Annotated in this window: 1 protein-coding gene; it reads right to left on the reverse strand. The window is 28.6% G+C overall.

The features are described 5' to 3' along the window. Positions 1-28: 28 nt before the first annotated feature. Positions 29-616 (reverse strand): DnaB-like helicase C-terminal domain-containing protein (locus RI68_RS02900; protein WP_017193738.1); only part of this gene is annotated, 588 nt, incomplete at its 5' end.

The raw sequence follows: 616 nt of genomic DNA on the forward strand, positions 1-616 counted from the left end.
TTTCTTGATAATTCATTGATTTGACTCCTTAATAACTTTCTAATGGATAAGGTAAAATATAACCGATTTCTTGGAAGGTTTGTGTCGTCATTTCAAAGTGATAAACTAAGTTTTTTTTGGTGCCACTGCGATTTTTTTTAATAGCTAATTCAATGATTTTTTGAGATTCGTTATTTTTTGATTCTAAATATAATTGATTGCAATCTTGATTATAAATATTCAATGGTTTTTCTTTTTCTTTGGATAGTTTGGGTTGGAATTCAGACATTATTAAGACGATATCTGAGTTAGTTTCAATTCCGCCACTTCCTTTTAAAGCTGTTATTTCAGGAGATTTTCCTTGGTAATTGCTGTATGTATCTCTTGAAAATTGAGATAAAATGATAATAACGATGTTTAATTCAATGGCTAATTGTTTTAGTTTAGTCATGATTTCGTCAATGGCTAGACGGTCGTTTTCTAAGTGATTGGTCGATTTGGTAATTTGGAGATGGTCGATGACGATGATTTCTACTTGTTTTTCTAAATGAAGGCGATAAACTAAATCAATGACATAATCAATTTTTTTACTTTTGTCATAACTAAACGATAAATTAATGTTAACAAAAAATTGTTT

This window comes from Vaccinium witches'-broom phytoplasma str. VAC, from assembly GCF_000309405.1.
GTDB lineage: Bacteria > Bacillota_I > Bacilli_A > Acholeplasmatales > Acholeplasmataceae > Phytoplasma.